Origin of the sequence: Haloferax sp. ATCC BAA-644 (assembly GCF_000336975.1) — an archaeon.
In the GTDB taxonomy this organism is placed as follows: Archaea; Halobacteriota; Halobacteria; order Halobacteriales; family Haloferacaceae; genus Haloferax; species Haloferax volcanii.
Window position 1 is genome coordinate 32,340 of sequence record NZ_AOLF01000027.1, and the last position, 22,205, is coordinate 54,544.

General features: G+C 65.8%; 29 protein-coding genes and 3 tRNA genes. 10 read left to right on the forward strand and 22 right to left on the reverse strand.

Annotated elements, in window-relative coordinates; all coding sequences use genetic code 11:
• Positions 1-28: 28 nt before the first annotated feature.
• From rpsB to C458_RS12495, 13 genes are all read right to left on the reverse strand, one after another.
• Positions 29-811: a 30S ribosomal protein S2 gene (gene rpsB / locus C458_RS12440; protein ID WP_004043019.1), complete on the reverse strand. Its 783-nt coding sequence runs from the start codon at positions 809-811 to the stop codon at positions 29-31.
• The gene (gene eno / locus C458_RS12445) at positions 808-2,007 is read right to left on the reverse strand and encodes a phosphopyruvate hydratase (RefSeq protein ID WP_004043020.1); all 1,200 of its coding nucleotides are present in this window, start codon (positions 2,005-2,007) and stop codon (positions 808-810) included. The genes rpsB and eno overlap by 4 nt, the downstream gene beginning before the upstream one ends.
• A 4-nt stretch (positions 2,008-2,011) precedes the next feature.
• Positions 2,012-2,188, reverse strand: coding sequence for a DNA-directed RNA polymerase subunit K (locus C458_RS17930; protein ID WP_004043021.1), 177 nt, complete (start codon positions 2,186-2,188; stop codon positions 2,012-2,014).
• Complete coding sequence (locus tag C458_RS12450; protein ID WP_004061330.1) at positions 2,185-2,379, reverse strand: DNA-directed RNA polymerase subunit N; 195 nt, start codon at positions 2,377-2,379, stop codon at positions 2,185-2,187. The genes C458_RS17930 and C458_RS12450 overlap by 4 nt, the downstream gene beginning before the upstream one ends.
• 12 nt (positions 2,380-2,391) lie before the next feature.
• On the reverse strand, positions 2,392-2,790 hold the full coding sequence (locus tag C458_RS12455; RefSeq protein ID WP_004043023.1) for a 30S ribosomal protein S9: 399 nt from the start codon (positions 2,788-2,790) through the stop codon (positions 2,392-2,394).
• Positions 2,784-3,221 (reverse strand): 50S ribosomal protein L13, encoded by a 438-nt coding sequence (locus tag C458_RS12460; protein ID WP_004061328.1) that lies wholly within the window; start codon positions 3,219-3,221, stop codon positions 2,784-2,786. Before C458_RS12460 ends, C458_RS12455 begins: the two co-directional genes overlap by 7 nt.
• The gene (locus C458_RS12465) at positions 3,218-3,568 is read right to left on the reverse strand and encodes a 50S ribosomal protein L18e (RefSeq protein WP_004043025.1); all 351 of its coding nucleotides are present in this window, start codon (positions 3,566-3,568) and stop codon (positions 3,218-3,220) included. Before C458_RS12465 ends, C458_RS12460 begins: the two co-directional genes overlap by 4 nt.
• A gap of 26 nt (positions 3,569-3,594) precedes the next feature.
• Positions 3,595-3,679 (reverse strand) — tRNA-Leu (locus C458_RS12470).
• A gap of 144 nt (positions 3,680-3,823) precedes the next feature.
• Positions 3,824-4,603: a DNA-directed RNA polymerase subunit D gene (locus C458_RS12475; protein WP_004061327.1), complete on the reverse strand. Its 780-nt coding sequence runs from the start codon at positions 4,601-4,603 to the stop codon at positions 3,824-3,826.
• 6 nt (positions 4,604-4,609) lie between these two features.
• Complete coding sequence (locus C458_RS12480) at positions 4,610-5,002, reverse strand: 30S ribosomal protein S11 (protein WP_004043027.1); 393 nt, start codon at positions 5,000-5,002, stop codon at positions 4,610-4,612.
• Positions 4,999-5,526 carry a 30S ribosomal protein S4 gene (locus C458_RS12485; protein WP_008094949.1) on the reverse strand — a complete coding sequence of 176 codons (528 nt, stop codon included), beginning with the start codon at positions 5,524-5,526 and terminating at the stop codon, positions 4,999-5,001. The genes C458_RS12480 and C458_RS12485 overlap by 4 nt, the downstream gene beginning before the upstream one ends.
• Positions 5,523-6,026 carry a 30S ribosomal protein S13 gene (locus C458_RS12490; protein ID WP_008576158.1) on the reverse strand — a complete coding sequence of 168 codons (504 nt, stop codon included), beginning with the start codon at positions 6,024-6,026 and terminating at the stop codon, positions 5,523-5,525. Before C458_RS12490 ends, C458_RS12485 begins: the two co-directional genes overlap by 4 nt.
• Positions 6,027-6,049: 23 nt before the next feature.
• Positions 6,050-6,134 (reverse strand) — tRNA-Ser (locus tag C458_RS12495).
• A 206-nt stretch (positions 6,135-6,340) separates the two neighbouring features.
• Here C458_RS12495 and C458_RS12500 point away from each other — a divergent pair.
• Positions 6,341-6,688: a co-chaperone YbbN gene (locus C458_RS12500; RefSeq protein ID WP_008576160.1), complete on the forward strand. Its 348-nt coding sequence runs from the start codon at positions 6,341-6,343 to the stop codon at positions 6,686-6,688.
• Positions 6,689-6,764: 76 nt separating this feature from the next.
• On the opposite strand, the gene C458_RS12505 is transcribed toward C458_RS12500, so the two are convergent.
• From C458_RS12505 to moaA, 3 genes are all read right to left on the reverse strand, one after another.
• The gene (locus C458_RS12505; RefSeq protein WP_008576163.1) at positions 6,765-7,235 is read right to left on the reverse strand and encodes a zinc ribbon domain-containing protein; all 471 of its coding nucleotides are present in this window, start codon (positions 7,233-7,235) and stop codon (positions 6,765-6,767) included.
• A 253-nt stretch (positions 7,236-7,488) separates the two neighbouring features.
• Entirely contained in the window at positions 7,489-7,938 is a 450-nt protein-coding gene (locus C458_RS12510) for a universal stress protein (RefSeq protein WP_008576165.1), read from the reverse strand.
• Positions 7,939-8,013: 75 nt separating this feature from the next.
• Positions 8,014-8,976 carry a GTP 3',8-cyclase MoaA gene (gene moaA / locus C458_RS12515; protein WP_008576166.1) on the reverse strand — a complete coding sequence of 321 codons (963 nt, stop codon included), beginning with the start codon at positions 8,974-8,976 and terminating at the stop codon, positions 8,014-8,016.
• Positions 8,977-9,156: 180 nt separating this feature from the next.
• Between moaA and C458_RS12520 the strand changes: the two genes are divergently transcribed.
• The 5 genes from C458_RS12520 (at position 9,157) to C458_RS12540 (ending at position 12,419) form a co-directional block, all read left to right on the forward strand.
• Complete coding sequence (locus C458_RS12520) at positions 9,157-10,197, forward strand: Mrp/NBP35 family ATP-binding protein (protein ID WP_008576168.1); 1,041 nt, start codon at positions 9,157-9,159, stop codon at positions 10,195-10,197.
• The gene (locus tag C458_RS12525; protein ID WP_008576169.1) at positions 10,194-10,535 is read left to right on the forward strand and encodes a hypothetical protein; all 342 of its coding nucleotides are present in this window, start codon (positions 10,194-10,196) and stop codon (positions 10,533-10,535) included. The genes C458_RS12520 and C458_RS12525 overlap by 4 nt, the downstream gene beginning before the upstream one ends.
• A gap of 280 nt (positions 10,536-10,815) precedes the next feature.
• A complete protein-coding gene (locus tag C458_RS12530; RefSeq protein WP_008576171.1) occupies positions 10,816-11,451 on the forward strand; it encodes a uracil-DNA glycosylase family protein in 636 nt (211 codons plus the stop codon).
• 82 nt (positions 11,452-11,533) lie between these two features.
• Positions 11,534-12,289, forward strand: coding sequence for a hypothetical protein (locus tag C458_RS12535; RefSeq protein ID WP_008576173.1), 756 nt, complete (start codon positions 11,534-11,536; stop codon positions 12,287-12,289).
• A 46-nt stretch (positions 12,290-12,335) separates the two neighbouring features.
• Positions 12,336-12,419: transfer RNA gene (locus C458_RS12540), tRNA-Ser, on the forward strand.
• Positions 12,420-12,626: 207 nt separating this feature from the next.
• On the opposite strand, the gene C458_RS12545 is transcribed toward C458_RS12540, so the two are convergent.
• Positions 12,627-13,358, reverse strand: coding sequence for a GNAT family N-acetyltransferase (locus C458_RS12545; RefSeq protein WP_004043038.1), 732 nt, complete (start codon positions 13,356-13,358; stop codon positions 12,627-12,629).
• A gap of 134 nt (positions 13,359-13,492) precedes the next feature.
• Here C458_RS12545 and C458_RS12550 point away from each other — a divergent pair, with 134 nt between their 5' ends.
• Positions 13,493-13,813: a DUF5785 family protein gene (locus C458_RS12550; RefSeq protein ID WP_004043039.1), complete on the forward strand. Its 321-nt coding sequence runs from the start codon at positions 13,493-13,495 to the stop codon at positions 13,811-13,813.
• Between the two features lie 33 nt (positions 13,814-13,846).
• Here C458_RS12550 and udk read toward each other — a convergent pair whose 3' ends face one another.
• A complete protein-coding gene (gene udk, locus C458_RS12555; RefSeq protein ID WP_008576174.1) occupies positions 13,847-14,542 on the reverse strand; it encodes a uridine kinase in 696 nt (231 codons plus the stop codon).
• A gap of 186 nt (positions 14,543-14,728) precedes the next feature.
• Here udk and C458_RS12560 point away from each other — a divergent pair, with 186 nt between their 5' ends.
• Entirely contained in the window at positions 14,729-16,045 is a 1,317-nt protein-coding gene (locus C458_RS12560; protein ID WP_049896881.1) for an ABC transporter substrate-binding protein, read from the forward strand.
• Between the two features lie 120 nt (positions 16,046-16,165).
• The gene (locus C458_RS12565; protein WP_008576176.1) at positions 16,166-17,386 is read left to right on the forward strand and encodes a hypothetical protein; all 1,221 of its coding nucleotides are present in this window, start codon (positions 16,166-16,168) and stop codon (positions 17,384-17,386) included.
• A 33-nt stretch (positions 17,387-17,419) separates the two neighbouring features.
• Here the strand turns inward: C458_RS12565 and C458_RS12570 are convergent, their stop codons facing one another.
• The 4 genes from C458_RS12570 to C458_RS12585 are packed head-to-tail and all read right to left on the reverse strand — an operon-like array spanning position 17,420 to position 21,336.
• Positions 17,420-18,181, reverse strand: coding sequence for an ABC transporter ATP-binding protein (locus C458_RS12570; protein WP_008576177.1), 762 nt, complete (start codon positions 18,179-18,181; stop codon positions 17,420-17,422).
• A complete protein-coding gene (locus tag C458_RS12575; protein WP_008576178.1) occupies positions 18,178-19,041 on the reverse strand; it encodes an ABC transporter ATP-binding protein in 864 nt (287 codons plus the stop codon). Before C458_RS12575 ends, C458_RS12570 begins: the two co-directional genes overlap by 4 nt.
• Positions 19,034-20,401, reverse strand: coding sequence for a branched-chain amino acid ABC transporter permease (locus C458_RS12580; RefSeq protein WP_008576179.1), 1,368 nt, complete (start codon positions 20,399-20,401; stop codon positions 19,034-19,036). Before C458_RS12580 ends, C458_RS12575 begins: the two co-directional genes overlap by 8 nt.
• Positions 20,398-21,336, reverse strand: coding sequence for a branched-chain amino acid ABC transporter permease (locus C458_RS12585; RefSeq protein WP_008576180.1), 939 nt, complete (start codon positions 21,334-21,336; stop codon positions 20,398-20,400). Before C458_RS12585 ends, C458_RS12580 begins: the two co-directional genes overlap by 4 nt.
• A gap of 328 nt (positions 21,337-21,664) precedes the next feature.
• On the opposite strand from C458_RS12585, the gene C458_RS12590 reads away from it, so the two are divergent.
• Positions 21,665-22,201, forward strand: a complete 537-nt coding sequence (locus C458_RS12590; protein ID WP_008576181.1) for an N-acetyltransferase — start codon at positions 21,665-21,667, stop codon at positions 22,199-22,201.
• The last annotated feature ends 4 nt before the right edge of the window (positions 22,202-22,205 follow it).

Here is a 22,205-nt window from a genome sequence, read left to right on the forward strand (position 1 = left end):
AAAAGTCGAATCGAAAGGTCGTCCCGAACTACAGTTCCGCCTCGAAGTCTTCGAGGGCGTAGACGGTGTCGGAGCCGCGGCGGTCGAGCGTCTCGTTGGCCAGCAGCCAGTAGACGACCGACAGCGCGCGTCGACCCTTGTTGTTCGTCGGGACGACGAGGTCGACGTTCGACGTCTGGTTGTTGGAGTCGCACATCGCGATGACCGGGATGCCGACCGTGATGGCCTCCTTGACGGCCTGTGCGTCACCAATCGGGTCGGTGACGACGACCACGTCGGGTTCGATGTAGCCGGCGTAGTCCGGGTTCGTCAGGGTACCCGGGATGAAGCGGCCCGTGCGGGCGCGAGCGCCGACGGCGTCAGCGAACTTCTCGGCCGGGAAGCGACCGTACTGACGCGAGGACGTGACCAGAATCTGCTCCGGACTGTAATTCGCGAGGAAGTCCGCGGCGGTGCGGATTCGCGAGTCAGTCTGGCTGACGTCGAGCACGTAGAGCCCGTCGTCGCGGACACGGTGGATGAACCGGACCATGTCCTTGGTCTTCTGCTGGGTACCGATGTGGACACCGGCGGCCAGGTAGTCCTCGACCGGGATGAGCAGGTCGGCGTCTTCGTCGGGCATGACGTCCTCGTCGAAGGCCGGTTCCGGCTCTGCTTCTTCGGCCTCGGCGGCGTCGTCGGCCGCCTCGGCGGTCTCTGCTGTCTCGTCTTCGGTGGCGGCCTCGGCGGGTTCCGTCTCGGCGACCGCTTCGGTCTCCGTCTCGGGTTCCTCGTCGGCGACCTCCACCGCGTCGTTTTCGTTGTCGCTCATACTGCGTCGTCCGCGATGCGGATGAGTTCGTTCAGTTTGGCGGTTCGCTCGCCCTGCACCGTGCCAGTCTTGATGAACGGCGCGTCGGTTGCGACGGCGAGGTGTGCGATGGTCGCGTCTTCGGTCTCACCGGAGCGGTGAGAGATGACGGCGTCCATCCCGTTTCGGGAAGCCAGTTCGACGGCGTCGAACGCGTCGGTCAGCGTCCCGATCTGGTTCGGCTTGATGAGAATGGAGTTCGCGGCGCCCACGTCGATTCCGTCCTGCAGACGGTCGACGTTGGTGACGAACAGGTCGTCACCGCAGATGAGCGTGCGGTCGCCCACGCGCTCTGTGAGTTCCGCGAAGCCCTCGTAGTCGTTCTCGTCGAGGGGGTCTTCGACGTAGACGAGGTCGTACTCGTCGACCATCTCGGCGACGTAGTCGATCTGCTCGTCGGTCGTCTTCGTCTCGTCACCGTAGTGGTAGACGCCGTCTTCGAACATCTCCGAGGCGGCGATGTCGAGACCGAAGCCGATCTCGAAGCCGAGTTCGTCCTCGACGTCGGAGACCGCTTCGCCCATGATTTCGAACGCCTCGGCGTCCGATACCGGCGGTGCCCACGCACCCTCGTCGCCCTTCGCGGCGGGCACGCCGCGCTCGTCGAGAATCTCGGACGCGCGGGCGTGGACCTTCGCGTTGGCGAAGACGGCTTCGGAGACGCTCGGCGCGCCGACCGGCGCGGCGAGGAACTCCTGGATGTTCGTCGCTTCCTTGGCGTGTTCACCGCCTCCGATGACGTTCCCGAGCGGCGTCGGGAAGTTGTCGCCGCGGAACGCGCCGCCGAGATGCTGGTACAGGGGCGCACCGAGCACGTCGGCACCGGCCTTGGCCGCCGCCATCGAGATGGCGACCGCGCTGTTGGCGCCGATTTCCGAGAAGTTCTCGGAACCGTCGGCGGCGCGGAGCGTCGCGTCGACCTCGCGCTGGTTGCCCGCGTGGACCTCGTCCACGAGTCGGGGAACGGCGTGTCGCCGCGCGGCGGCGATGGCTTCGGTCGGCGGCAGTTCGATTGCCTCGTACTCGCCGGTGGATGCCCCGCTGGGGGCCGCAGCGCGACCGAACCCACCGGATTCGGTGAGCACGTCGGCTTCGACCGTCGGGTTTCCACGGGAGTCGAGCACGCGGCGCAGAGCTACGGATGTGATTCGAGTCATGTTGTCACTTACCCTCTCGTTTGACGGTGAACGGAAGTACACCTGCGTCGTACTCCTCAGCGGCGATTAATATCGGTTCTGTCTGTTCCGAATCGACGAGAACCGGTGCCCCGTAGGAGACCTGCAGCGCTCGTGCGCCGAGGATGCGTGCCTTCTCGTATCGGTTGTACCGTTGCATCATTGGTAGGGGGATACGACGTCCACGAGGTCCTTGTGCGACACCATCATCCGCCGGCAGCAGGCACGCGTGACCCCGAGGTCGTCGAGGACGTCAGCGGGGTCCTCGTCTCCCTCGCGAGCACGGGCTTTGAACTCGTCCCAGTGTTCGCCGATCACTGTGCCGCAGGTGAAACACCGGACGGGAATCATCATGGTTAGATCACCTCAGCGGTAGGACTTCTGGTAACGAGCGCGCGCGCCCGGTCCGCCCCACTTCTTGGGTTCGGACTGGCGAACGTCGTTGACCAGAAGCGAGCGGTCGAACTCCATGTACGCGTCGCGAAGCTCCGCGTCGTTCAGGTACTGCACCAGCCCACGAGCGAGCGCGGTGCGGACTGCGTCGGCCTGACCGGCCACGCCGCCGCCGTTGACGCGCACGTCGATGTCGACCTGCGAGCGGAGGTCCTCGCCTGCGATGCGGAACGGCTCCAGCATCTTGAGGCGGGCCATCTCCGGCTCGACCAGCTCGACCGGCTGGGAGTTGATTCGGACTCGACCCTCGCCTTCGCGCACGGTGGCGCGGGCGATTGCGGTCTTCTTCTTACCGGACGTGTTCGTTACCATGTGACGTTAGCACCCAGCTTCTCGGAGACCTCTCCGAGCGAGATGAACTTGATGTTCGAAAGGCGGTCCAGCGAGGTGTCTTCGAGCATCTCGCCGTCTTCGTCGTACGGATTGCCGACGTAGACGCGGACGTTCGAGAGCGCCTCGCGGCCGCGGGGCTTCTTGTACGGAAGCATGCCGCGGATGGCACGCTTGAAGATGCGGTCGGGACGCTTCGGGTAGTACGGACCCTGGTCCGAACCGACTTCGACGCGCTTTCTGTACTTGGCCATCACGTCCTCTTCCGAGCCCGTGATGACGGCGTCTTCCGCGTTGACGACGGCGACCGTCTCGCCCGCGAGGGCGCGCTGTGCGACCTCCGAGGCGACGCGACCGACGATGCAGTTTCGAGCGTCGACGACGACGTCTGCGTCGAATTCTGCGAGGCTCATCGGATCACCCGTACGTTGGACCCGTCGGGGTTCTGTTCAGCGAGTTGTTCTAGCGTCACGGTGTCGCCGACCTGCTCGATCTTCTTTCGAGCGGTGGACGAGAAGTCCACGGCCGCGACTGTGACGTTCTTCTGCAGCACACCGCTACCCAGCACCTTGCCGGGCACGACGACGGTCTCGTCTTCCTGAGCGTATCGTTCGATACGACCAAGGTTGACTTCCGCGTGGGTGCGCCGTGGCTTTTCGAGACGGTCCGCGACATCCTGCCAGACGTTGGCACCGGACTCACGCGAGACCGCCTTCAGCTCGGCGATGAGACTGTTGAGTCTCGGGTTCGTCTTACTCATTGTCTACCTCCAGAGAGAAAGCGGAGTGCAGGGAGCAGGATTTGAACCTGCGGACTCCTATGAGACAGCGCCCTGAACGCTGCGCCGTTGGCCAGACTTGGCTATCCCTGCAAGCATTCCGCTGTACTTCATGCCCCGTAAAAACACCTTCGGTCCGACCCGCAGCCGTGAGGGAGTCACACGCCACGCTATCGGTGGCTGTAACCCCTCGTGGGGCGGGCGAACGCCGGTGTTGAGACGGGGCAGTGTTCATTCTTACAGTGCGACCTTCTCTTCGAGTTCGGCCGCGCGGTCACCCAAGGAGGCGACGGCGCGCGTCACGAGCTCGTCGACATCGAACGAACCGTCCGTCTCCACACTGAAGACGAACGCCCCGGGCACGTCGTGTACTTCGACCTCTTTTCCGGGGTACCGCTCCGTCAGGTCGTTGCCGAACGTCTCCGTCGCGACGAGGTCGCCGTCTTCGGCGTCCCCCTCGGCGTGCTCCGCCGCGGCCTCTTCGATGACGCCGCGGAGGATGTTCGGCTCCTGTTCATCGAACTCGCCGGCATCGCCGACAACCTCCACGCGCTGGAGGTGTCGGTAGCCGACGGCGACCCCGCCTTGGTTCTTGGCGTGGTCCTTTCCGTAGCCGAGGACGGCGTCGGCCTCGAACTCGAGGCGTTGGCCCTCCTTCAGCTCGATGATGGGGATGTTCTCGTCCGCCGGGACGACCATGTCGTCCGCGGATTCGATGTCCCCGGAGTAGGCGGTTGCCGGCCCGTCGACTTCGAGCGCGACGGTGACGGTGTCACCGGGCTCGAAGTCGTCGAGAGGCGTGGTCAACGGAACCAGACCGAGACGAAGCCCGATCATCTCGTCGAACATGACCGAGGTGTTCTCCACGAACCGAACGGTGTCGATGGAGAACGTCGGCACGTCGGCGACCATCGCCCGGCGAATGCCGTTGGCTAGCGCCGGGGTCAGACCGCGCGCGACGAAACGGGCGCGTCGGTCTTCGCGTTCGATGAACTCGACCTGGAAGTCGTTTACCATGGTGTGTTAGAGTCGGCTGTTTTTCGGCGCGCGAGTTCCGTCGTGCGGAATCGGCGTCACGTCCTCGATGCGACCGATTTCGAGACCGGCGCGAGCGAGGGCGCGAATCGTTGCCTGTGCGCCGGGTCCGGGGCTCTTGTTACCGTTGCCACCGGGACCGCGAACGCGGACGTGCAGACCGGCGATACCGGCCGCCTTAATCTGGTCGGCGACGCTCTCTGCCATCTGCATGGCCGCGTACGGAGATGCCTCGTCACGGTTCTGCTTGACGACGGAACCACCGGACGATTTGACAATCGTCTCGGCGCCCGTGATGTCAGTCACCGTGATGAGCGTGTTGTTGAACGATGCGTGAACGTGGGCGATGCCCCACTTGTCACCGGTTTCGGATTCGCTCATTCTTGGGCCTCCGCGCGCTCAGGGTGCAGTTCGTCCGCGAGCTTCGACGTTTCGTCGAACGCCACGGTGTCCTCTTCGTCGACCTCGACCTTGCGGGAGGGGACGGTCGTCCGCGCACCGCCGACGGTCACGTGACCGTGGACGATGAACTGACGGGCCTGCTGGGGCGTCTGTGCGAGCCCCTTGCGGTAAGCGACCGTCTGGAACCGACGCTCGAGGATGTCGGTCACGTCGAGACGCAGCGTCTGGGAGATGTCGTCCTCCGCAGAGAGGATGCCGTAGCGGCGCATTCGCGCCATGAACTCGGCACCGAGCGACTCGGCTTCTTCGACGTCACCCTGGGCCTCGCCGAGGAGGCGTCGCGCCTCGCGGCGGAGGTTGCGCAGTTCGGACTGCGCGCGCCAGAGCTCTTCCTTGTTCTTGAGACCGTACCGAGAGAGGAGGTCCGATTCCTGCGCGATGCGCTCGCCCTGGAACGGGTGGTTCGGAGTCTCGTAGAACTTGGTGTTGTTACCCGTCGTCATTCTTCAGCCTGCGCCTCCTTGATCTCCTCGACGTTGACACCGATGGTGCCTTCGGTACGTCCAGTGGACTTCGTCCGCTGGCCGCGAACCTTCTGGCCGCGCTGGTGTCGAACGCCCTTGTAGGAGCTGATCATCTTCATGCGGTTGATATCATGCCGCCGCTTCTCTTCGAGGTCCGAACCCGTGATGTGGTCGGTGTCACCGGAGAAGAAGTCCTTCCGTCGGTTTGCCATCCACTCGGGGGCGTGGTCCTCGAAGTTCTCGACGACATCGACAACGGCGTCGATCTCGCCTTCGGGGAGCTTACCGAACAGCGCCGTTCGGTTTACTTCCGCGGCGTCGGCGATGATGCGCGCTGTGCGCTTGCCGATACCCTTCATGTCCGTCAGACTGCGCTCTACCGTCTTCGTTCCGTCAAGGTCGGTCTGACCAATTCGGATGAAGTAACGGAGGTCCTCTTCCTCCTCCGGAGAGCCGTCCTGTGGTTCTTCTGCACTCATGACTTTGGAAGTCGTGTTGTGAGCGTTGCGGCGGGGATTCGAACCCCGGGGGCTTGACGCCACTGAGTTAGCAACCCAGCGCCTTGGGCCAGGCTTGGCTACCGCAACACTTCGGTCGTGTTAGTTTCGCCCTTCCGGACTCGGGGACGACATTCCCCTACATCGATTGCATCCGTTACGAGACGGGGGCATTACTTAAACATCACGAAAGGAACCTCGCGTGACAGCCCGATTCACCGCCGCTCGCCGCCGAATCGTGGTATGGTACACCACCGCTCCAAAATCATAAGAACTCAGGTTACGTATTTCCGGCAATGAGTTCGACAGAGCCCGCGACCGCGCCGACGAAGCCCGTTCGGATCGACACCGTCGAGGAACTCGACGCCCTCGTGGCCGAACACGACCGCGTCCTCCTCGACATCTACACGAAGGGCTGTACGCTGTGTCAGAGCATCGAACCCGTCCTCGGCAACGTCTCGAAAGCAACCGACGTGGTCGTCGCGATGCTGAACCCGCAGACGGATATGTCGGTCGCAGAGCGGTACACGATTCGGAGCGTCCCGACGCTCCTCCTGTTCGAAGACGGCGAACTCGTCGACCGCCTCGCCGACGGCTTCCAGGGGGCGCAGGCGGTCGTCGACTTCGTCGAGAAAGAGCGGTAAGGTCGGGTCGCGCCAGTTCGGCGTGGACTCCGTCGGGGGTGCGGATGGGGGCACTCTTCGACCCCGCGGTGGCATCTCAGCGGTCGGCCGGGTCGTCGAGAGGGGTCGTACACCAGTGACAGAAGTCGATGTCGGCGTCGACCTCGCGGCCGCATTCGGGGCACGTAACGGTGTCCGCGTCGGGGTCGGCGACGGGGTCGGTGACGGTGGCCGCCGACTCCTCGGCATCTTCGACGGCGGGGCGGTCCGCCCGCGCCGCGGCCTGCCGCAAGCCGAGGAAGAAGGCGTCGAGGACGCTCGCGAAACTCACCACGAGGATGGGAACCAGTTCCCTGAGCACCGCGGCGAACTCCGACGGCGGGATGACCGCACCGCCGGTCAGCGGGTCGAACGCCTCCGCCGGAACGAACAGCGCGGACACCGCGAACGTGAGAAGCACCCAGAACGCGGCCCGCCGCCAGCGTCGCAGATACAGATGCCCGAGGCCCGTAATGACGAGGCCGAGTATCGCGGCGAGCCAGGGGCGGAGTTTCGTGAGTGCGGACATACGTGGACTCGATTGGGATTCGCTCATGAGAGTTCCGTTCGTAACGCGTCGGTGGAGTCGCGGTCGGGGTCGGAAGCCGGAGCCAGTTCGCGTGCGATACAGCGGCCGGGGAGCGGTAAACGGATGCGACGGTTCGGGTTGTAGGGGTTCGGGCGGTCCGTTGCGGCCGCCCGGACGCCCGAGCAATACGCGACGGTTCGTGGCGAGCACGTATAAATTGAACAGAACTACAAACGGATTCGGCGTTTCATCGTCACCCGCGCGGCCCGGAAGTCTCGCCGTCGCCCGCGCTCGGTGGGACGACGAGCATCGGAACCGGCGGCGCGTCGAGGACGCGCTCCGCGACCGACCCGACGAGGAACCGACCGGGACCCGAGCGGCCGTGGCGGCCGAGAACGAGGAGGTCGCCGTCACCGACGACGCGTTCGACCGCTGTCGCGACCGGTCCGCCGACGACTTCCGAAGTCAGACGAACGCCCGCGAGGAGCGCCCGGCGCGTGACCGCGCCGACGGCTTCCTCCGCTTCGAAGGCGGCGCTGGCGGACGCTCCGGCGGTTTCGGTTTCGGTCGTCTCGGCCGCGGAGGACTGTGGCGTGCCGGTCGCGGAGACGGCGTGGAGCGACGCGTCGAGGACGCGGGCGAGAAACAGCGCGTGGGTCGCGGCGGTCGCCGCGGAGGCGCTTCCGTCCGTCGCGAGAACCACTCGCTCGACCGGTGACGGTCATGCGCCCCGAGAGGTCCCCGGAGGGGAAAAACTCGCGCGTCGGAGGGGGCGTGCTCAGGCCCCGATGTACTCCTCGTTTATCGTCCAGCCGTCGTCGCCGTCGCGGACGAGGTACTCGCCGTAGTACGGCACGCGGTTTTCGACGACCGCTTCGAACGTCTCGCGGATGTCCTCGCGGGTCATCTCGCCCATCGGGCGCAGGTCGTCGTTGCGGTTGAGACAGCCCTTCAGGTATCCTTCGTGCGTCACGCGCACGCGATGGCAGTTGGCGCAGAACTCGGGGTTCTCGACGGGGTCGACGATTTCGACCATGCCCTCGCCGACGTAGTAGCGGCGGCGGTGGTGCATATCGCGGACCTCCACCTCGTCGGCGAGGTCGGTCAGCCACCGGTGGACGCGCTCGATGTCGATGTTCCACTCCGGCTTGCCCGTCAGTTCGGGCATATACTGGATGAGTTGGAGCTGTAACCCCGGGTTTTCTGCGACGTACTCGACCATCTCCTCGACGTGGCCCGCGGTCTTCGTGAACACCACCATGTTGAGCTTCACGGGCGTGAGGCCGGCGTCGACGGCGGCCTTGACGCCCTCCATCACCTTGTCGTACGCGCCGGACTTCGTGATTTGAGCGAACGCCTCGGGGTCGAGGGCGTCCTGCGAGACGTTCACGCGGTCGAGGCCGGCCGCGACGAGGTCCTCGGCGCGGTCACCGAGGAACGTCCCGTTGGTGGTGAGCGACGTCTCCATCGAGTCCGGCGTCCGCCGGATTATCTCTTCGAGGTCCGCGCGGAGCATCGGCTCGCCGCCGGTGAACTTCACCTTCTCGACGCCGTACTCCTCGACGACTTCGAGAAATCTGACCACGTCGTCGGCGCTCATCTCCTCGTCCGAGGCGTCCATCGGCCCGCGGGTGTCGCCCAGCCCCTCGTTGTGGCAGTAGACGCAGTCGAAGTTGCACCGGTCGGTCAGAGAGATTCGAACGCCGGTTACCTCGCGGCCGAAGTCGTCCACCAGCACCATATACCGAATCCTGGGAGCGTACGTTGATAAATTCGCTGTCGATGACCGTGTCGTGGTAACTGGAATCAGTTACGCTGTCGGCGTCTCGAAGCCGGTGTCGGTCGGGTCGTCGCCTGCGACCGTCACCGCGCGACGAGACCTTACAAAACCCTTATCGGCCGCACCGCCGGAGTGACGGACATGGACGAAGCCGACGTACGCGACCGCTTGCGTGCGGTCGAGGACCCCGACCTCGGAGACGACATCGTCTCGCTCGGACTGGTGAACGCCGTCGAGGTGGACGGCGACACCGTCCGTATCTCGCTCGCGCTCGGTGCGCCGTACTCCCCGGCGGAGACGGATATCGGCCGCCGAATCCGCGAGGTGCTCGCCGAGGACGGGCTGGAGGTCGACCTCACCGCCAAAGTGCCGACCGACCGCGACCCCGACGAGGAGGTGCTCCCCGGCGTGAAGAACATCATCGCCGTCGCCTCCGGGAAGGGCGGCGTCGGAAAATCGACGGTCGCCGTGAACCTCGCGGCGGGGCTCTCGAAGCTCGGCGCGCGCGTCGGCCTGTTCGACGCCGACATCTACGGGCCGAACGTCCCGCGGATGGTCGCCGCCGAGGAAGCGCCGCAGGCGACCCAAGACCAGACCATCGTCCCGCCCGAGAAGTACGGGATGAAGCTCATGTCGATGGCGTTCCTCGTCGGCGACGACGACCCGGTCATCTGGCGCGGCCCGATGGTCCACCAGCTGCTCACCCAGCTCGTCGAGGACGTGGAGTGGGGCAGTCTCGACTACCTCGTGCTCGACCTGCCGCCGGGCACGGGCGACACCCAGCTATCAATCCTCCAGACGCTCCCGCTCACGGGCGCGGTCATCGTCACGACCCCGCAGAACGTCGCCCTCGACGACGCCAACAAGGGCCTCCGGATGTTCGGCAAGCACGACACGAACGTCCTCGGCATCGTCGAGAACATGAGCACGTTCCGGTGTCCCGACTGCGGCAACCGCCACGACATCTTCGGCGCGGGCGGCGGCCGCGAGTTCGCCGCCTCGAACGACCTGCCGTTCCTCGGGGCGCTCCCGCTCGACCCGGCCGTCCGCGAGGGCGGCGACGGCGGCAAGCCCATCGTCCTCGAAGACGACGACGAGACGGCCGACGCGTTCCGCGTGATGACCGAGAACATCGCCGACATGGTCGGTGTCGTCCAGCGGCGGAGCGTCAGCGAGCGATGAGCGACGACGGGCGACCCGACGCTGACGCGGACGTGGACACCGATGCTGACGCCGGCGCGGACGCCGGGGCGGACACCGACGGCGATACCGAGGAGGTCGACTGGGAGATGGCTCCGGACTCGAACGCCGACTTCCCCGCGGACCCCGAGCGCGTCGCGTTCCTCCGCGAAATCGCCGACGACATCTACGGCGAGTCCTCCGAGAGCCGGCAGGTGTCGGCCATCCTCTACCGCGTCAGCGACCTCTACGACCCCGACGGCGACACCTCGCCCGAGGAGATTTACCTGAACGTCCGCCACATCATGGACATCAAGGCGCAGGGCGGCATCGACCGCTGAACTGACTCCCCACCTCGCCTCTCTCCCGCCTCGCAACCGGCCCGCGACCGACGCCAGTCGCTTCACTTCCGCTTTTCTCGATTCCGCGATTCGAGCGACAGTGCCGTCTTCACCCACGAGTCCGCCTGCTCGTCCCACGTTTACTTTCACCGCGCACCACCGCCGGCTCGGCCGAAGCCCGTCAGCGAGAGGTGGACGGGCGGTGCAGGGGCGGGGTCGAGAGTGATGGACTAGCTGCGCGGACCGGGCGGGTTTTGGTCCCGGAGCCGAATTCGAGGGTGTGGACGCACACCAACGCCAGTTCCGGAACCCCTTCTCGATGGACACCGACTGCACGAACTGCTCGGCGCTCTGCGAGACGCGCGAGCAGGTCGTCCACGGCTACGGCGACGTGGGCGCGGAGTTCCTGTTCGTCGGCGAGGCTCCGACGGCGGCCGCCGAGCGGACCGGCGTCCCCTTCACCGGCGACGAGGCCGGCCGGCGCGTCCAGCGCATCCTCGGCGACCTCGGCTTCGTCCGGTCCGATCCGGACGCCGACGAGCCGGACGTACAGAACGTCTTTTTCACGTATCTCACGCGCTGTCGCCACCCCGACCGCGGGCCGACCGACGACGAGGTTGCGACCTGCGAGCCCTACCTGAACGCGGAGATTCGGATGATAAACCCGCACATCATCGTCCCCGTCGGACAGGCCGCGCTGGAGGCGCTCGCGTTCGACTACACCACGCGCGCGGCCGACAGCTTCGACGTCGACGCGGAGCACGCGACGACCATCCGCGGCCGCGGCTTCGAACTCGTCCCGATGAAGGAGCCGGAGCGCCTGACCGACGCAGACGCCGAAGCGTTCGTCGAACACGTCCGCGAGTCCGTGTTCGGCCGGGACTACCGGCAGACGAAGGGACGGCAGAGTCGCTGAGTCGGGCGGACGGGATTTGTCGCGTCCAGGGCCGCGTCCCGCAAGCGGCGGGTTCAAGGGTTCCCCGGCGCGAGGGGAGGGTATGACGGTCATCGCCGTACTCGCCGAACCGCCGCGGCCGGGACTGGTGCTTTCGGAACTCGCGGAGACGAGTCCGCTCTCGGAGTCCGAAGCCGCGGACCTCTACGCCGCGATGCTCAAAGACGTCTGTATCGCCGTCGAGCGGTCGGGCGGCGACCTCCTCGTCAACTACCGCGCCGAGGACGACCTCCCCGACGAGTTCGCCGGGGACCACGACTCGGTAGCCGAGATTCGGAGCGTCGTCGCCGACGCCCTCGGCGGCACCGACGACGCGCGGTTCGAACCGCAGGTCGGCTCGACGTTCTCCGCCCGCGCGGGTAACACCGTCTCGCATCTGCTCAACGAGGAGGAGGTCCACTCGGCGGCAGTCGTTCGACCCATCGCGCCGCTGCTCGGCCGCACGCACCTCGACAGCGCGGCGATGAAGCTCCGGAGCACGCCGGTCGTCCTCGGCCCCTCGACGGAGGGCCGCGTCTACTTCTCGGGCTTCCTCGACCCCATCGACTTCACCGACGCCTACGCGGAGCCGGAAGTCGAGACGCTCGCTCGCCGCGCCGACGACGCGGGTCACGGCCTCGACTACGTCCCGATGCTTCCGGTCCTCGAAACGGGCGCGGACCTCGCCACGGTCGTGCCGATGCTCCGCTCGCGGGTCGAATCCGAGCGGCTCGTCCCCGAGCACACGACGACGTTCGTCTTCGAGAAGGGGCTTCGGGTCGAACCGACCGCCGGCGTGTTGGAACTCGTCCGCGACTGAGCGAAGCGACAACTCTTAGGTATCCGACTCAAAATCCCCGTGTGAAGGTGGGATGGCGGAGTGGCCTAACGCGCCTGCCTTGAAAGCAGGTTTCCTCACGGAATCCTGGGTTCAAATCCCAGTCCCACCGCATTCTGACGCGAACAACTCGGCGAGCACCGCATAGCGTGTGCTCGCCGGCGTGAGCGTCGGTTCGGTCAACTTGGATTTGAACGAGACGAGTCGCAGCCCGAGCGGAGCGAGGGACCGTCTCGGCGTTGTTCACCTCCCAGTCCCACCGCATCCGCTCCAAACCACACCAACGACCCCGAAAAAGCGACCACAGTCCCCGACTAGTTCAGAACCGATACGCCATCATCACCTCGTCGACGTGTTCGTCGCCGATGGTGTAGTGGTCTCTGCGAATCGCCTCGGTCTCCCAGTCGTGGTCGCCGAGGAACTCCAGCGCGCGGTCGTTCGTCATCGGGACGCTGTTGTACACTTTCCGGAAGCCGTTGGCTTCGGCCCAGTCGAGGCCGCGGCGCAACAGGAGACTGCCGATGCCCGCCCCGCGGTAGTCCTCCTTGACGCCGACGGTCTGCTGGGCGGTCTCGCGGATGCGCGACACCTGCGGGAGGTCGAGGTGCGTCCAGCCGACGACCTCCTCGCCGAGCGTCGCGACGAAGAACACGCGGGACTCGACGCGGTTGTGGCGCGTGACCGCCTCGTCGTAGAGGAGTTGTTCGGCGATTGTTTCGGCGACGACGTACGTCTCCTCGGAGGTCACGTCTCGAATCGCGTCGATGAGGCCCTCGAAGTCGCGCTGACGGCCGGGCCGGATAGTGACGATGCCGGCGTCGGTGTCGTGTTCCTCGATGGTGCCTACGTCGAGCGCCAACTGGAGCGTGCCGCCGTCTTCTTCGAGGTAGCCGCGGGACTTCAGCCGGTCGAGTTCGGTTCGGAACTCGTCGGACGGCACGGGCGCGACGTCGAGGAGGACGTTTCGCTTGGCGGTGCCGTGCCGCTCGACGTACTCGTAGATAACCTTGCTCGCCTCGGATTCGAACGTCGGGCGCTCGGTCGCTCGCATGACTCCAAGAACGATGACGTGCCACGCGTATATTTCTTGTTCATCGGTAGCAAACACCAATTCCACGCGGCGTTCCGCATGACAGATATCAACAGATGCGTAACGGCTTTGAATCGGCCTGCCAACACTCGGGTATGGATTGGCCACACGACCCGGACGGCGAAGAGGGGAGCGAAGGCGGACGCAAGTACGGCCAGGCGGTCATCGCGAAGAAGGTCGACGAAGACGAGGACTTCCCGCTGAACAAAGCGGCGTTCGTCGAGGAGTACGGCGACCACCCCATCCGACTCGACTCCGAGCGCGTCGTCTCGCTCTCGGACATCTTCGAACACGTCGAAGGCGAGGAGTTCGACGACTTCGTCGAACTGCACAAGGCCGTCGGCAAGGCGATGCGCGAAAACGACTTCTGGTTCTACGAGGGCGCAGCGCAGTTCGTCACCGGTAAGAAGGCGTAAGTTTCGAGGTTGTTTTCGGCCCGCGACGGCGAGTTAGTTTCCGGACCCGCGGGACGAGGTCCGCTCTTGGACCTCCCGCTCGATGGCGTCGCGCTCCCAGGTTCGCGTCTCGTCGCCCTCGACTTCGGCCTGAACCTTCTCTTCGAGCAGCGTGACGGCGACGCTGTTTGCCCCTTCGGGGATGATGAGGTCGGCGTGTTTCTTCGTCGGTTCGATGAACTGCTCGTGCATCGGCTTGACCGTCGAGAGGTACTGGTCGATGACGCCTTGGAGGTCGCGCCCGCGGTCGATGGCGTCGCGCTGGATGCGCCGGAGGATGCGAACGTCGGCGTCGGTCTCGACGTAGAGCCGAAGGTCGAGCATCTCGTTTACGTCCTCGTCGTAGAGCGCGAGAATCCCTTCGAGAATGATGACGTCGGTCGGCTCGACGGTCTCACGGTCGGGCTTTCGGTTGTGAATCTCGAAGTCGTACTGCGGCATCTCGACCGCCCGCCCCTCCATGAGCTCCGAGAGCTGTTCGTACAGCAGGTCCCACTCGAACGCGGAGGGATGGTCGTAGTTCAACTGCTCGCGTTCGGCCATATCGAGGTGACTCTGGTCTTTGTAGTAGTTGTCAATCGGAATCCGGGTCACGGACTCACCGACGTTCTCCGTGATGAGTCGAGCCACGGTCGTCTTTCCGGCACCGCTGCCCCCGGCGATACCGATGACGAACGACGGGATGGTCATTGTCCCAAAGACGCCCGCGACCGGGTTTGAACGCAGCGGTTCGCCGGCTTCGACTGACGAGTATATAAAACACATTGACAGGCAGTTTCACACAACCGATTCTCGCGCCGCCGTCGGTCGCAATTATCATGGCTTTTCAAACTCAGGGGGTAAGTTTTATAAGTAGGAGTTGCCATTGGCTTTCACATGGTACGTGATATCGTACGCCGCGACTTCCTCAAGGGAGTGGGAGCCGCGGGCGCGGCAGGCTTGACTGGCTTATCCGGATGTATCGGTGGCGGCGGTGGCGGTGGCGGCGGCCCCGAGGGACTCGTCGTCATCGGCTACCCCGAAAGCGGTATTCAGTTGTTCCGCGACTATTACAGTGCGTCCGACGGGAGCGAGGAGATACTCGTTCCCGACGGGATGCGCTCCGGGTCGATGCCCGGGCAGGTCGGCAACGACATGGCGAACGTGACCGGGACGGCACCCGCAGCGGGCGGCCCGAACCAAGACACGTTCAATCAGCTGTTCGAAGACGAGTACGACGCTGCGCCGGGCGTCTTCACGTCGCAGACGTACGACTCGGTCGCGATTCAGCTTCTCGCGAACGCCGCCGCGGGGGAAAACTCCGGGCCGGCCATCAAAGACCAGATGCGGCGGATGGCGAACCCCGGCGGGATGACCGTCGGCCCCGACAACCTCGTCGAGGGCGTCGAGGCCGCCGCGAACGGCGAAGACATCGACTACCAGGGCGCGTCGTCGTCCGTCAACTTCGACGAGAACGGCGACCCGGCGGAAGCCGCGTACGCCATCTGGACGTTCGACGCCGACAACAACGCGACGAGCCAAGAGGACGTCCAGAGCTTCGAAGGCGACAGTCCTGACGGCTCCGGACCGGCGGCCGACAGCGGCCCCGGGGGTTCCGACCGCGAGATGTCGATCGGTATCCTCCTGCCCGAGACCGGCGACCTCGCGGCCGTCGGTGCGCCGATGATTCAGGCCGGTCAGATTCCGGTCATGCAGGTCAACGACGCCAACCCGGCCGGACTCTCCGTCAACGCGCAAATCGAAGACACCCAAACGTCCCCGGACGCCGGTGTCTCCGCCGCGCAGTCGCTCGTCTCCGCGGGCGTTCCGTCCGTCTGTGGGTCCGCGTCGTCCGGCGTGAACGTCCCCGTCTCGCAGCAGGCGTTCATCCCGAACGAAATCGTCGGCTGCTCGCCGTCCTCGACGGCGCTGTCCGTCTCGAACCTCGAAGACAACGACTTCATCTTCCGGACCGCGCCCTCGGACTTCCTGCAGGGCCGCGTCATGGCGCAGGTCATGGCCGAGCGCCTCGAAGCCAGTTCGGTCTCGACGCTGTACGTCAACAACGACTACGGCCAGCAGCTCTCGGAGCGCTTCGCGAGCGTGTTCAGCGACTCGTTCGACGGCGAGGTGTACAACCAGGTCGCGTTCAACATCGGCGAGTCGTCGTACTCCTCCGTCATCGAGACGGCGCTCTCCGGCCCGGATAGCTAAGACCGACTCGACAGACCCGGTTTTTTCTTCGTCGCCGCCGACGCGAGCGGCCGCGCTCGGCTGTCGCGCACGACTCGGCCGACACAAGACACTCATACGACCGCTGACAGCTATGCGTCGATGAAGCGCCGCGCCCTCCTCTCGACGGTCGCCTGTTCGGCACTCGGGCTCGCAGCCGGCTGTCTCACCGACTCGAACGAGTCAGTCGAGACCCCAACGAACCCACAGACGACCACGACAACCACCGACTCGACGGCCGATTCGACGACTGAGACGAACACGTCGGGACCGAAGCCGGACCCCGGCGTCGGCCTCTCAGTCGTCAACGAGGACGACGAACCGCACACGCTGTCGGTCCGAGTGACCGACGGCGACGAGACACACTTCGACGGGTCGCTCGATGTCGGGGCCGGGCCCGGCTACGGCCGGAACGTCGCGAACGACCTCGTCGGCGACGGCAGCTACCGCGTCGTCGCGGAACTCGAAACGGGGGCGACGCTCGACTACGAGTGGACGGTCACGAACGAGGCGCGCCGCCTCGAACTCGTCGTCACGTCTGACGCCGACCTCGAAGCGCGGCAGCGCGTGACGCCGGTACTCGACGACGCCGACCTCCCGTACACCGTTCCGGGCGCGACGGACATCTTCGCGCCGCCGGGGGCGACGATTCGGAACCGGAGCGACGCCGACGCTCGGCTCACCGTCGCCATCGACCACGACGGGAGCCGCGTTTTCGAACGCACTTTCGACGCGGCGACCGACCGCGAGGTTTCGACGCCGCCGCTCGTGGCGTCCCACGGGACCTACGAGGTCGTCGTGGAGACCGAAGACGGCCGCACCGCGACCCACGTATGGGACATCCCGGAGAAATGGGGGTGGCCAGCCCTCGCGGTGCTCGTCGCGGCAGATGGCTCGCTCCGGGTCGGCTCCGGCTGGCCCAAGACGGCCTCGGTTCACGTCGAAAACGAGAGCGAGGCGAAGCGCGACCTGACGCTGACGCTCGTTCGGCCCGACGGTGCGGACGCCGACAGTGACGACGTGGGTGGGACTAGCTCTGGTGACGCGGTCGTCTCGGAGACGACCCGGACTGTCCCGCCCGGCGAGTCGACCGTCGGATTCGGGGTCCCTATCGGCGACGTGTACGAACTCACTATCGAAACGGCCACGGCGTCCGAAACAGTCGCCTACGCGGCGTGCTACTGCTGGAACACGAACACGACGGTGACGCTCAGCGGGAGTTCAGGCGGTGACGGTGGCGGCGACGCCGGCGACGAAGGCGGCAACGGTGACGGTGGGGATTCCGGTCTCTCAGTCGAGTCGTTCCAGTACGTCTGCGAATGAGCGCCGAAAAAGAGCGTGGCCCGCCGAGACGGACTAGCCGCCGAGGAAGTCCTGCCGGACCTGTTCGTCGTCGAGGAGCGCCGTGCCGGTGTCCATGTAGCGGTTCTGTCCGTTGGCGAGGACGTAGCCGCGGTCACAGCGTCGGAGCGCCTCCTTCGCGTTCTGTTCGACCATCAGGACGGCCGTGCCGGCCTCGTTGATTTCGTCGATTTTGTCGAACATCTCCTCGACGAGGTCGGGCGCGAGGCCCGCCGAGGGCTCGTCTAAGAGCAGGAGGTCGGGGTCGAGCATGAGCGCGCGGCCCATCGCGAGCATCTGCTGTTGGCCGCCGGACATGGTGCCGGCCTTCTGGTCTTTCCGCTCTCTGAGGATGGGGAACCGCTCGTAGACCGCCTCCATGGCGTCCTGCGGCACCTCGTCGAGGATGTACGCGCCCATCTCGAGGTTCTCTTCGACCGTCAGCGTCGGGAAGATGTTGTCGTTCTGCGGGACGTAACCGATGCCGACGTGGATGATGTCTTCGGGTCGGCGGCCGGTGATGTCCTCGTCTTTGAACCGGACGGTGCCGCCCATGTGGGCGGTCAGGCCGAAGACGGACTTCATCGTCGTCGATTTGCCGGCCCCGTTCGGCCCGACGATGGTGACGTACTCGCCGTCGAACACGTCCATGTCGACGTCGGTGAGAATCTGGAGGTCGCCGTAGCCGGCGTCGAGGTCGCGGACGCGCAAGAGCACGTCGTCGCGGCCCTCGACGCCCGCGCCGCTCGTCGCGTCGGTGTTGGCGTCGACGCTCATACGTTGCCTCCGAGGTAGGCCTCGATGACCGCTTCGTTGCTCCGAATCTCGTCGGGCGTCCCCTCCGTGAGCACCGAGCCCTGGTGGAGGACGATGACGTGTTCACAGTTGTCCATGATGAGGTCCATGTCGTGTTCGACGAGCAGGAACGTGTAGCCCTGCTCGCGGAGTTCGTGGACGTGTTCGAGCAGCTTCTTCTCCAGCGTCGGGTTGACCCCGGCGAACGGCTCGTCCAAAAGCAGCATATCGGGGTCGGTCAGGAGCGCCCGCGCCATCTCGAGCAGTTTGCGCTGGCCGCCGGAGAGGTTGCCCGCGTACTCCTCCGCGATGTGGGCGATGTCGAAGAAGTCGAGCACCTCCCAGACGCGTTCGAGCAGTTCTTCTTCCTGTTCGCGGACGTCGTCGCGGACGCCCGGCATGACCGAGCGCCACAGCGCCTCGCCGCGCTGGTGTTTCGGCGCGAGCATCATGTTCTCGAGGACGGTCATCTCGCTCAGTTCGCGGGCGATTTGGAACGTCCGGACCATCCCGCGGTTGGCGATTTGGTGGGGTTCCTCGCCGGTGATGTCCTCGCCGTTGAACGTGACCGTGCCGGCGTCGGGCTTGAGCATGCCCGTGATGAGGTTGAACGTCGTCGACTTGCCGGCCCCGTTCGGACCGATGAGCCCCGTGAGCGTCCCCGATTCGACCTCGAAGGTCGCACCGTCCACGGCGGTGATGCCGCCGAAGGACTTCTCCAGTCCCTCGATTTGCAGCGGGTAATCGACCGACGTATCGACGCCGGAGGCGAACGCGCCGAGCGCGCCCTCGTCGACCTTGTTCGCCACGTCTTCGACGGGCTGGTCGGCGGCGTCACTCATCGGTCTCACCTCCCTGAGCCGCGGCGTCGACGCCGCCGTCGGTGCGGACCGAGTCGTCGTCGCCGCCGTCCGCGGCCATCGACTGCGGCCGCGACAGCGGGATGACCGACGCCGTCTCCTTGCGGTAGCCGAGCATCCCCTCCGGCCGGTTGTGCATCAGCCAGATGAGCACGAGGCCCATCACGACTAACTGGAGCTGCCGGATGCTGTCGACCGTGTACAGGAGGAACGGCACGGGGTCGAACTGCGAGATGAGCGGCGAGATGGCCTGTCCGAAGCCGGACGGCGAGTCGAAGTTGGGGAACACCGCCGTCACGAGGTTCTGGAAGTACCGCGGCCCCTGGTAGAGCACCGCGGCGAAGACGGCCCCGCCGAGGACGCTCCCCGTGTTCGAGCCGGCCCCGCCGATGATGAGCGCAATCCAGACGAAGAACGTCACGCGCGGCCGGAAGAAGTTCGGCGTCACCGCGCCCTGCGGGACGAGCCAGAGGATGCCCGCGAGCCCCATGAGCGCGCAGCCGAGCATGAACGACTTGATTTTGAACCGGTCGGTGTTCTTGCCGAGGGCGTTGGCCACGTCCTCGTCCTCGCGGATGGCCTTCAGCACGCGACCGAACGGCGACTCGCCGGTGCGCTTGAGCAGCCAGTAGAACGCCCCGACGAACCCGAGCAGCAACAGCCCGTAGACGAGACCGTCGACGACGGGTTTGGGGTTCGTCGGCACCAGCACTTGGGAGGCGTCGACGAAGCCGAGATACGCGTCCCAGAGGCCGACGCCGCGAAGCAGCGCCTCCAGCGGCGGGGCGAAGTCGAGGATGAGCCCCGAACCGCCGCCGAAGCCGACGCGGTTGCCGAACAGCTGGAACTGCTGGAGTTCGCCCGAGAGGAAGCTGAACCGGACGATTTCCGACATGGCGATGGTGACGATGGCCAAGTAGTCGGCCCGCAACCGGAGCGCCGGGAGCGCGACCACGAGCCCCAAGAGCGCGGCCGCGAGCATCCCGGCGAGGATGCCGACCCAAAGCGGCAGGCCGAGGCCGCCGACCTGCGCCGCGCCGCCGGCGACGTACGTCGGCTTCGTCACGATTGCCGTGACGTAGACGCCGACGGCCATGAAGCCGACGATGCCGATGTTGAACAGCCCGGTGTACCCCCAATGGAGGTTGAGCGCGAGCGACAGCATGGCGAAGACGCCGATGTAGAACGTCAGCGTCGCGATGGAGTTGAGCTGTCCGCGGAGCGTGTACCCGAGGACGAGCCCCGCGAGGACGTACGCGAGGTACGTCCCGAGGAGGACCAGTACGATGAGACCCGCGTCGCCGCCCGGAATGCGGTCGGTGAAGTCGTCGCGGACGCTCATGCGGTCGCCCTCCCGCTGAACAGCCCGGACGGTTTCACGAGGAGAATGACGATCATGACGACGAAGGCGGCGGCCCGCGAGAACGCCGAGGGAATCCACAGGACCGACATCGACGCCGTCAGCCCGATGACGAGGCCGCCGGCGATGGCCCCGTAGATGGAGCCGATGCCGCCGAGGATGACCGCGGCGAAGATGAGAAGCAACAGCAGCCACCCGTCGTTGAACCCGAGGGTCCCCTTCCAGAGAATGAACATATACCCGGCGACGCCAGTCAGTCCGCCGCCGATAATCCACGTCGCGCGGACGACGCGCTCGGTCGAGATGCCGGTGATGAGCGCGAGGTCCTTGTTGTCGGCCATCGCGCGCATCGCCTTCCCGAGTTTCGTCCGCTGTAAGAGGACGTGAACCCCGAGCATCAGCGCCGAGGCGACCACGAGGAGCGTGATGTCGTGGGCGTTGATGAAGACCGTGCCGTCGACGAAGTACAGCGATACCGAGGGCGGTTGGGCGGTCGTGCCGCGCACGTCAGAGCCGAAGACGAACTGCATCAGGTAGCGGAGCGCGAACGCGACGCCGACGCTCGTGATGAGGAGCGTGATGCCGTCCTCGTTTCGAATCGGTTTGAAGATGGCGCGGTCGACCGCGAGCGACAGCGCGATGGCGAAGCCGCCGGAGACGACGATGCCGGCGACGACCGCGAGCGGCGTCGAGAGCATCCCGATGCCGAGCGTCCCGCCGTAGACCGACCCCCCGGCCCCGACGAGCAGGAGCGCGCCGATATCGGCGCGTCCCAACCCGGCGATGAGGTACGTCGTCGCCCACCCCGAGAACGCCCCGGCCGTGATGTAGTCGCCGTGGGAGAAGTTAGCGAAGTTTAGAATACTGTACGTCATCGACAACCCGATGCCCGCGAGGCCGATTACGAGCCCCCGCATCAGACCATCCCAGACGAGCGTGCCAATGTCGGCAAACTGCGTCTGCCCCGTTGCTAACCCGCGAAGTAAGTCACCGAGTAGTACGACTACGATGACCGCCAAGACGAGCGCGAACGGACGCTCGATGGCGAACCGCCTTCCACGGGAGTAGGTTTCGGCAATACCCATTGATAACTATCCTCATGATATGTGCGGACGATAAACATAGATAAATCTTTCTCCATCGGTCGTCTTTACTGACCCCGCTTGACACCCCGCAGGACCTCGATTACTCGAATTCGGTCCGAGTCGTCGACACTTAAAAGCGGGTAGAGTCCCGACAGGGACCATGCGCGTCAGTTCGGCGGCGTTTTCGGAGCTCGACAACCTCGTCGAGCTGTGGGTCGAACTCGCCGCGGACCAGCGGGCGTCCGGCTCGCACCTCCGGGCCGAGGCTAACCGAACGCCGATACGCGAGGCGCTGGCTCGACACGTCGCCGCCGACGGCGTGCTCGTCGCCCGCGAGGGCGATGTGAGCACTGGCGGCACGGAGGGCGGAAGCAGCACAGAGGACGCGGACGCCGACGGTCTCGTCGGGTTCGTCATGTTCGACATCGAGGCGGGAGCGTACGAACAGGACGCGACTCGCGGAATGGTTCGGAATCTGTTCGTCCGCCCGGCGTACCGAGACGCCGGCGTCGGAACGCGGTTGCTGGCGGCGGCGGAGGACGCGCTGGCCGACGCCGGCGTCGACGCCGTCGCGCTGGACGTGCTGGCGGACAACGAGGCCGCCCGTCGGTTCTACCGGCGACACGGCTATCGACCCCACCGCGTCGAACTGGAGAAATCGATGCGAAGCGATACACACTCAAAGGAGGACGGGTAATCGA